At 58.9% G+C, this 9333-nt stretch carries 5 protein-coding genes and 1 pseudogene; 5 read left to right on the forward strand and 1 reads right to left on the reverse strand.

All coding sequences use genetic code 11. The annotated features are described in order from the left end of the window. The first annotated feature begins 124 nt into the window (after window positions 1–124). The 5 genes and pseudogenes from HV796_RS38480 (at window position 125) to HV796_RS38500 (ending at window position 8798) form a co-directional block, all read left to right on the forward strand. Entirely contained in the window at window positions 125–2170 is a 2046-nt protein-coding gene (locus HV796_RS38480; protein WP_246356304.1) for a copper-translocating P-type ATPase, read from the forward strand. Window positions 2171–2341: 171 nt separating this feature from the next. Continuing rightward, window positions 2342–2595 (forward strand): annotated as a pseudogene (locus HV796_RS46165) (triose-phosphate isomerase); the annotation flags it as partial. A gap of 334 nt (window positions 2596–2929) precedes the next feature. After that, complete coding sequence (locus HV796_RS38490; protein WP_175233043.1) at window positions 2930–5293, forward strand: phosphoketolase family protein; 2364 nt, start codon at window positions 2930–2932, stop codon at window positions 5291–5293. A 104-nt stretch (window positions 5294–5397) separates the two neighbouring features. Continuing rightward, complete coding sequence (locus HV796_RS38495) at window positions 5398–8322, forward strand: UPF0182 family membrane protein (protein WP_175233044.1); 2925 nt, start codon at window positions 5398–5400, stop codon at window positions 8320–8322. Window positions 8323–8519: 197 nt separating this feature from the next. Continuing rightward, window positions 8520–8798, forward strand: a complete 279-nt coding sequence (locus HV796_RS38500) for a universal stress protein (protein ID WP_377694358.1) — start codon at window positions 8520–8522, stop codon at window positions 8796–8798. Between the two features lie 24 nt (window positions 8799–8822). Here the strand turns inward: HV796_RS38500 and HV796_RS38505 are convergent. Further along, a partial coding sequence (locus HV796_RS38505; RefSeq protein ID WP_175233045.1) for a zinc-binding dehydrogenase occupies window positions 8823–9333 on the reverse strand: 511 nt, incomplete at its 5' end.

The following is a 9333-nucleotide window of genomic DNA, read 5'->3' on the forward strand; positions in this document are numbered from 1 at the left end:
GATATCTGCTCTTCTTCTGGTGCCAAAGTGATTCCCGCTACAAAAAATGGTGGGAATCACTTTGGCGTGTCACGCCTGTTCATTCAAGGCTGGCCGCCACGAGTTGCTTACCCCTATCTGCGGGATGACACTTGAGCCGCTAACGCCAACGGCAGATGGCGGCCCCGACCGCGAACTCGCAAAGATGATGCGGCGGTTCTGGGGCGGCCTGGCTCTAACCCTGCCGGTCTTCGTCTTCGAAATGGGCGGCCACATTCCCGCTCTTCGCCTGTATGAGTTCGTCGCGCCGCGCACCTCAAACTGGATTCAGTTTGCGCTGTCTACCCCGGTCGTCCTGTGGGCGGGGTGGCCATTTTTCGAACGTGCCTGGGCGTCTGTCATGCACCGCAGGCTGAACATGTTCAGCCTGATCGCCATCGGGATGGGTGCCGCTTATCTTTACAGCGTGTTCGCGACCGTCGCGCCTGGAATTTTCCCCGCTTCGTTCCACGGAATGAAAGGCACGGTGCCTGCTTACTTCGAAGCCGCGTCGGTCATCACCGTGCTCGTGTTGCTTGGCCAGGTGCTTGAGCTGCGCGCCCGTGAGCATACCGGCGGCGCAATCCGTGCGATGCTGAAGCTGGCGCCTGGAACCGCGCATCGATTGAGAGCCAGCGGCGAGGATGAGGAAGTGGCCGTTGAGCTGATTCAGGTCGGCGACCGTCTCCGGCTGAAGCCCGGGGAAGGCGTGCCGGTGGATGGCGAAGTACTCGAAGGGACGGGTTCCGTGGATGAATCCATGGTCACCGGCGAATCCATGCCAGCTACCAAGCAGCACGGTGACAGTCTTATAGGAGGAACCGTCAACGGCACTGGCTCTCTCGTGATGCGCGCGCGCAAGGTCGGGGCCGACACTATGCTGGCGCGCATCGTGACAATGGTCGCGCAGGCGCAGCGCAGCCGTGCGCCCATCCAGCGACTGGCGGACACCGTGTCAGGCTATTTCGTACCGGCCGTATTGGGTGTGGCGGCCGTCACGTTCGTCGCGTGGAACGTATGGGGACCCGCTCCCTCACTTTCTTATGCACTTATCGCGGCGGTCTCCGTACTCATTATTGCTTGTCCCTGTGCGCTTGGCCTCGCTACCCCAATGTCAATCGGGGTTGGCATCGGTAAAGGCGCCGGTGCTGGCGTTCTGATCAAGTCGGCCGAGGCGCTTGAGCGCATGGAGAAGGTCGATACCCTGGTGGTGGACAAGACCGGCACGCTCACGGAAGGTAGGCCCACGGTGACAGCAATCGTTCCGGTAGCCGAGATGTCGGATTCAGCGATTCTTCGACTGGCAGCGAGTCTTGAGCGCTCCAGCGAACACCCTCTGGCCGCTGCCGTCGTCGCCGCCGCACGGGATCGCGGAGTTTCTATCCAGGAAGCAGCGGATTTTGCATCAGTCACGGGAAAGGGTGTCACCGGCAAAATCGGCGACAGCTTCGTGGCGCTGGGTAATGCGAAACTGATGTTGGATCTGGGCGTCCATCTCGGTGATCTCGGACAGAAGGCGGACGAGCTTCGTCGCGATGGAGCGACCGTGCTGTTTGTCTCGGTAGATAACCAGCCGTGCGGCATCATTGCCATTGAGGACCCCGTCAAGCCAACGACGAAAGCGGCCCTCGATACGCTACGAGGCTACGGCTTACGGATTGTGATGCTGACTGGCGACAACAGGACGACTGCGGAAGCAGTCGCCCGCAAGCTCGGAATAAAAGAAGTCGAAGCCGACATTTTGCCGCAGGAAAAGAACCGCATCGTAAAAAAACTGACGTTGGAGGGGCGCGTCCTCGCCATGGCTGGAGATGGGGTGAACGACGCTCCAGCTCTGGCGGAAGCGGCTATTGGCATTGCAATGGGAACGGGAACCGAAGTGGCGATACAGAGTGCAGGGATTACCTTGGTGAAGGGCGATCTGGCCGGCATTGCGCGGGCCATTGTCTTAAGCCGCGCGACAATGCGTAACATCCGTCAAAATCTGGCCTTCGCATTTGCCTACAACGCGATTGGCATTCCGATCGCTGCTGGAGTGTTTTACCCTGCGTTTGGATTGCTTCTCAGTCCGGTCGTTGCCGCGCTAGCGATGTCGCTCAGTTCTGTCTCGGTCATCACGAATGCGTTGCGCTTGCGCGCGTTGAAGCTCTAGCTATCGGTACCTCTGTCGCTTGAGTCTCGATGTCAACGGACGATTCGCGTCTCAGTGCCGGGATCTGGGCAGTTTGCGACTCTATCGTCATGCAGATTCGTCCGCGATTTCTTCGTCGATTTTTCCGGTTTCGCCATGACACTGACTTAGGCTCAACCATATGAGCCGCTCTGGGCCATTGGAAGCGGACACGTGCCGACAGCATCGCAGATTACGGAGATGCACGCACACTTCGGCGATGCCTGGCCGAACGTCTGGGTGAGCAAGGGAAGCGGCTCCGCATCCTCTACGGTGGTTCTGTCAAACCGGACAACGCCCGGGCGATCCTCGCACTGCGGGAGGTCAACGGTGCGCTGATCGGTGGCGCAAGCCTGAAGGCCGCAGATCTTCTCGAGATTATTCGGGCCGTGCGGGCGAGTCCTTGACCGCGTCCGGTCACGACGGAGTGTCCGGTACTGGACAGAACACTCCGTTGGAAAAGCAGATCATGCAGTAATGGGTGCGATAGCCGTCTCAACCACGCTATCGGTCATTGCGGCGGGCGTTTGCGACTCGTGGTTCGCGCTGCGGCGTCGACTGTCGGATCGCCTCGTGGAGAAGCGATCGTCGAAGTGAATGCATCGTCGGACCATTGGCGATCCTCGCTAGCTCCCCCACACGTGCCATCGACACCAGCTGGCGCTCGCGAGGTGACCGGTCCGATGAGGTATGGCCACGCAAACGGAACACCGATCTCGAACCCAACCGGAAACCTGAATCATGAAAGCCCCTACGCTGACGCCGGAACTGCTCGACAGGATCAACGCCTATTGGCGTGCTGCCAACTATCTGTCGGTCGGGCAGATCTACCTTTACGACAATCCGTTGCTTCGGGAACCGCTCAAGCTATCGCATGTCAAGCCACTCGTGGTCGGGCATTGGGGTACGGTTCCGGGACAGAACTTTATCTACGTGCATCTGAATCGGGTCATCAGGAAGTATGACCTGAACATGTTCTACATCGCAGGCCCCGGACACGGTGGCGCTGCGTTAGTGGGCAACGTGTACCTCGAAGGCACGTGGAGCGAGGTTTATCCTGAGGTCACTCAGGACGAAGCCGGCATGAAAAAGTTGTTCACGCAATTTTCATGGCCTGGCGGGATTTCGAGCCATGTCGCGCCTACCACGCCTGGATCGATTCATGAAGGGGGCGAACTGGGCTATTCGCTAAGCCACGCGTTTGGCGCCGTATTCGACAATCCTGATCTGATCGTCACTTGCGTCGTCGGTGATGGCGAAGCAGAGACGGGTCCATTGGCGTCCGCATGGCAATCCAACAAATTGCTCGATCCGGTCACCGACGGTGCGGTGCTGCCGATTCTGCATCTTAACGGTTACAAGATCAGCAACCCGACCGTGCTGGCCCGTATCGAACGCGAGGAACTGGATCAGTTCTTTCGCGGCTGCGGCTGGATACCGCACTTTGTCGAGGGGGATGAGCCGGAAAAGATGCATGAACTCATGGCCACCACGCTGGAGAAAGTCATCGAGGATATCGGCGCGATCCAGAGGCGTGCACGGGACACGAATAACGCTGCCCGTCCGCGCTGGCCGATGATTGTGCTTCGGTCGCCCAAGGGATGGACGGGACCGGAAGTCGTCGACGGATTGCAGATCGAAGGGACGTTCCGCTCGCACCAGGTTCCGCTGCTGGTGGACTCTGAGCATCCTGATCATGTCGGGCTACTCGAAAGCTGGATGAAGAGCTATAAGGCCGAGGAACTGTTCGACGGAAACGGGCGGCTGATGCCGGAACTGGCCGAACTGGCTCCGAAGGGTAACCGGAGAATGGGCGCAAATCCGCATGCGAATGGCGGGCTGCTCCTGCGTGATTTGCGCATGCCGGACTTCCGCGTTCACGGGCTGGATGTGCCATTCCCGGGCGCAGTCAATGGACAGGACACGCTGATACTTGGCAAGTTCCTGCGTGACGTGGCGAGTTTGAATCAGACCCAGCGCAATTTTCGCGTGGTGGGGCCCGATGAAACACTTTCGAATCTGCTCGGCTCAGTGTTTGAGGCCACCAGTCGACAATGGGATGCGCGCATCCAGAGCAACGACGAATCCCTCGCGTCGTCCGGGAGCGTGCTGGACTCGATGCTTAGCGAGCATCAGTGCGAGGGTTGGCTCGAAGGCTATCTGTTGACTGGTCGGCATGGGCTGTTCAACAGCTACGAGGCCTTCATCCGCATTGTCGACTCGATGTTCAGCCAGCACGCAAAGTGGCTGAAGGTCACCCGGGAACTGCCGTGGCGACGCCCGATCGCTTCGCTTAACTATCTGCTTGCCTCGCACGTCTGGCAGCAGGACCACAACGGCTTCACGCACCAGGATCCGGGCTTTCTCGACCACGTGATCAACAAAAAAGCCGATATCGTGCGCGTGTACCTGCCGCCGGACGCGAACTGCCTGCTGTCTGTCTTTGATCACTGCCTGCGCAGCCGCAACTATGTCAACGTGGTGGTGGCCGGCAAGCACGCGCTCCCGCAATGGTTGAGCATGGAGGTTGCCGTTGTGCATTGCACTGAAGGCATTGGCATCTGGCAATGGGCCAGCAATGATCAGAATGCCGAGCCAGACGTGGTGATGGCCTGTTGTGGCGACACACCAACCCTGGAGGTCCTGGCTGCCGTTTCCATACTTCGCAAGCATCTGCCCGATCTGAAGATACGGGTCGTCAACGTCGTCGATCTGATGAAGCTGCAGTCCTGCACCGAGCATCCGCACGGTTTGAGCGAAGAGGACTACGACTCGCTGTTTACCAGAGACAGGCACATCATCTTCGCCTTTCACGGCTACCCGTGGCTGGTGCACCGGCTGACGTATCGCCGCGCTAACCGCAACCTGCATGTGCGTGGGTACAAGGAGGAGGGCACCATTACAACGGCTTTCGACATGCGCGTGCAGAACGACCTGGACCGCTTTCATCTGGTGCAGGACGTGATCGATCGCCTGCCGCACCTGGGTTCGAAAGGTGCGTACCTGAAACAGCAGATGCAGGACAAGCTCATCGAGCACAAGCATTACATCGACAGGCACGGACAGGACATGCCGGAAATATGCAACTGGAAGTGGAAAGGTTGATGCAGCGATGCGCCGCGCGGTATCCAGATGAGGTTGTCGCAAGGATACGGGGGCAAGCGTCTGGCGGGGAACACGATACGTGGCACCCGGTTAGGAGTGGAGCGATGAACGATATCCCGACAGTCGTCAAGGACGGGCCGCAGGTCGCGTACGAAAAGGTAAGTGCGATCGGAATACCTCGTCATTCCCGGCATCTGCTCAGAAACCTGATTGTTGCCGCGGTCCTGCTCATTGCCTTCGCGGCAGGTATTGCCGGCTATATGCAACAGTGGCTCTGGATGCGGCAACTCGACTATGCGCCCATCTTCTGGACGCTTCTGTCGGCCGAATTTGGGATGTTCGCCTCCGCCTTCGTCTTTGTCTTCCTTTATGTGTGGCTCAACCTTCGCCAGACCAGCAAGAATGGCGTCGACTTCCCGGACGGCGGCCAAGCTGCCATGCCCGCCGGTTCAACCACGGACTATAGAGGCGCGCAGCCAAAAATCGAGTTTCCTCCCTGGGTATTGAGGGTGGCAATTGCGGCTGTCAGCGCAGGCGCTGCCCTGATTTTTGCAGTTCGCTTCTACGCCGACTGGGATACCTATCTCCGGTTTCGCTATGGCGGATCCTTCGGTGTAGCCGATCCGCTCTTCGGAGTCGATGTCGGGTTTTACGTCTTTCATCTGCCCTTTTATGTGCTGCTGCAGAGCAGTCTCACGTTGCTGACGGTTCTGACTCTTGCAATGGTCCTTCCGGCCTACGCGTTCCTGGGATTGTTGCGCATAAGCAGGAGTGCAAGGATCGTCGCAGACGATCGTGTCACGTCACATCTCTCGGTGCTGCTCTTCATACTGGCCGGCAATTTTGCATGGGGCTTTTACCTCGACCATTACGAGCTCGTCTACTCCACGCTGGGCGTAGTCTACGGTGCGGGCTATGCGGCGGATCACGTAACACGGCTCATGCTCTGGATCATGCTGGGCGTCTCCGCCCTGGCATGTGCGCTGCTCGCTGCAAATTCCTTTCGCCCGCGCGTCAATGTGCGTGTGTTAGCCGCAGGCGTCGGCGCGTACGTGGTTCTATGGGGCGTCGCAGTGTGGGTGGTCCCCATTGCTTTTCAGGAATTTTTTGTGCGGCCGAGCGAGCTGAAGCTGGAGACGCCTTACCTTAAAAGTTACATCGAGTTCACCCGAAATTCTTACCAACTGGATGCAATCCAGGAAACGACCTATCCCGCTCTCGCGGATCTGACGCCTGATGTACTCGCAAGGAATCAGGACACGATCCAGAACATTCGTCTATGGGACTCGCGGCCGCTGCTTGAGACTTACCAGCAGACCCAGGCGATACGGCTCTATTACCAGTTCTATAACATCGACACCGACCGTTATCATCTGGCGGACGGCTATCATCAGGTCATGCTCTCTACCCGCGAGCTCTCTGCGAAACTTCCCGAGAAAGCGCAAACCTGGGTCAACGAATACCTGCAGTTCACGCATGGCTATGGTGTGGTCATGAACTTCGTCTCGAAGACCACCGGGGACGGGTTTCCGCAATACCTTCTCGAGAACGTTCCCGCCGAGTCCGACTTCGGTCTGTCCATTACGCAGCCTTCCATTTACTACGGCCAATCGATGTCGGGCTACCGGATCGTTTCGACCGATATCAAGGAGTTCGACTACCCCAAGGGCAATAACAATGTCTACACCAGCTACAGCGGAAAGGGTGGAATCCCGTTGGACAGCTTCTGGAAGAGGATCCTGTTCGCTTTTACCAAGGCCGACGTCAACATTCTATTGACCTCCTATCTCAAGCCCGAGAGCCGGATTCAGATCTACCGGGACGTGCGCGAACGGGTTGCACAGATCGCTCCCTTCCTGAGGCTTGACCGCGATCCCTACACGGTATTGAGCGCCGGCAGGCTGTACTGGATTCAGGATGCCTATACGATCTCGAATCGCTTTCCTTATGCCAATCCGGAGCGGACGACGCAGTACGGAACGACGATCGACCCGCGTCTGGGTACCGCTATGGCGGGCGATGCCGACACGCCCGATGCCACAGGAGACGAACCCGGTACGATGACGCCCTTCGACGGACTGAACTACATCCGAAACTCCGTGAAGGTCGTAGTGGACATGTACGACGGAGCCGTCCGCTTCTACGTCATGGACGCCAAGGATCCTGTTCTGGCCGCCTATCGAAAGGCGTTTCCCGAAGTTTTCAGGGATCTCGGTGAGCTATCCCCAGATCTTAAGAGCCATTTGCGCTATCCAGAGGATCTCTTCGCCGTCCAGGCCGACCAGTACAGTACCTTCCACATGACGGACCCGCAGGTGTTTTATAACCGGGAGGATCTCTGGGCAGCGCCGAAGGAAAAGTACGCAGGCCAGGTGTTGCCTATGGAACCCTATTACATCCTCATGAAGCTTCCCGGAAGCGGCAAGCTTGAGTATCTGCTGATGACGCCCTTTACGCCGCAAAACCGGGACAACATGATTGCCTGGATGGCTGCCCGATCGGATTTTCCCGGGTACGGAAAAATGCTCTTTTACGAGCTCCCGAAAGAGAAGCTCATCTACGGACCGAATCAGATCGAGGCAATGATCGATCAGAACACGACGATTTCCCAGCAACTCACGCTCTGGAACCAGCAAGGGTCGCGCGTCATTCGCGGCACGCTGATCGTGACGCCGATCGAGAACTCGTTTCTCTACGTTGTGCCGTTGTACATGACCGCGGAAGGGACGAATTTTCCACAGCTAAAACGTGTGATTGCGGTTGCGGGCGACAAGGTTGTGATGGAGCCGACGCTCGAGGAGGCGCTCAATGGGCTCTTCGGTACGCAGCAATCCCAGGCTGGCGCGATACAGGGTGGCGGAGCGCAAATAGCGGCCTCCGTCGCGCAGACGGCCCCCAGTCAACCTGATTCGGACGCGGCTCGGCGGCAGTTCGACGACGCCCAGAAGGCGATGCAGCAGGGGGATTGGGAGAAGTTCGGGAAAGCGATGGCGGCGCTAAAACAGGTGTTGGCCAACCCGCCGAAATAGCGTCTCCGCCGCCGTGGGACGACCCCATGATACGGCCTGTGGGACGGGGTCGATGCAACGACAGAGGCGACCGGCTCGCCTGGGCTTCGTCTTTTGTTGCGGCGCATATTCGCTGCAGAGGATAACTGATCAAACGGGGAGCGCTCTGGGCGCGTAACTTGGACCCGCGCGCCCAGTTAGTTAAATGCGGACAAGGAGTGGCGCGGATCATCGACGTCGCGCCGATCGGCGAGGACATCTCGGAACGGATCCGCATTTCGGGTAACGAATTCGACGCGGACCTTCTGGTGCTCGGCACACACGGGCGACGGGGTTTCAAGCGTCTGTTTCCAGGCGGCGTCGCCGAACGCGTCCTGCGCAGCGCGAGCCTTCCGGTGTTGCTGGTGCCGAGCCGGCAGGCGCAAATCACGGTCGCGGAGGCCGCCAGTCCCGGACACACCGACGTCGCCGCGGCAATGTGCGAACTGCCCCGCTAACGGCGGCCCATGCATCGCGGCGAGCTAGGCCGCGATGATCACCTTGAGCGCGTGCGTGTCGGCCGCGTGCGCAAAGGTGTCGTACGCATCGAGGATCTGCTCGAATGTGAAGTGATGCGTAATCAGAAGCTTGGGGTCGATGCTGCGGGAGCGCAACGTTTCCAGCAGCATGGGCGTGCTCACCGTATCGACCAGCCGCGTGGTGATCGTGATATTCCGGTCCCACAGGTGTTCCAGATGAAGATCGACCTTCACGCCATGCACGCCGACGTTCGCAATCGTCCCGCCCGGAGCGATGATCGCCTCGCACAATTCGAAAGTGACGGGTATGCCGACCGCCTCTATTGCGGTGTCGACGCCACGGTCGGCCGTGAGTTTCATGACCGCCTGGACTGCGTTGCCGTCCGCGCTGTTGATCACCGTAGTCGCACCGAAACGCTTCGCGGTCTCCAGCCGGTTGTCGTCCAGATCGACCATGATGATTTCGGCAGGCGAATAGAAGCGGGCCGTGAGCAACGCCGCGAGTCCGATCGGC

This window comes from Paraburkholderia humisilvae, assembly GCF_902859855.1.
Lineage (GTDB): Bacteria > Pseudomonadota > Gammaproteobacteria > Burkholderiales > Burkholderiaceae > Paraburkholderia > Paraburkholderia humisilvae.